Source organism: Psychrobacter sp. 16-MNA-CIBAN-0192, from assembly GCF_040309565.1.
Taxonomy (GTDB): domain Bacteria; phylum Pseudomonadota; class Gammaproteobacteria; order Pseudomonadales; family Moraxellaceae; genus Psychrobacter.
The window spans coordinates 1-279 of the sequence record NZ_JBEOOX010000169.1; the positions used below are offsets into that span (position 1 = coordinate 1).

1 protein-coding gene is annotated in these 279 nt (G+C 63.8%); it reads right to left on the minus strand.

Annotated features, from left to right (window positions below; translation table 11 throughout):
- On the minus strand, window positions 1-227 hold a 227-nt coding region (locus AAEY78_RS12790; RefSeq protein WP_352339701.1), incomplete at its 3' end, for a GAF domain-containing protein.
- Window positions 228-279 lie beyond the last annotated feature (52 nt).

Below are 279 nucleotides of genomic sequence, written 5' to 3' on the forward strand. Positions count from 1 at the left end.
GTCTGGCTCATCATCTTGACCATGCCCAGGGTGTGGGAGGGCGGCAGGTAACTGTCGCTGGACACATCCAGCACAGCGATGATTTCGCGCTGAGCGTCGAAAATCGGCGCTGCGGAGCCGGTCATGAAGCGGTTGGCCTTGAGGAAGTGTTCGTCGTGTTCAATATGCACGGCCTGGGCGCAGGCCAGCGCGGTGCCGATGGCATTGGTGCCGCTGGCGCGTTCCATCCAACTGGCGCCGGGGCTGAAGCCTCGGGCCAGCGTGGGCTCGATAAACCGC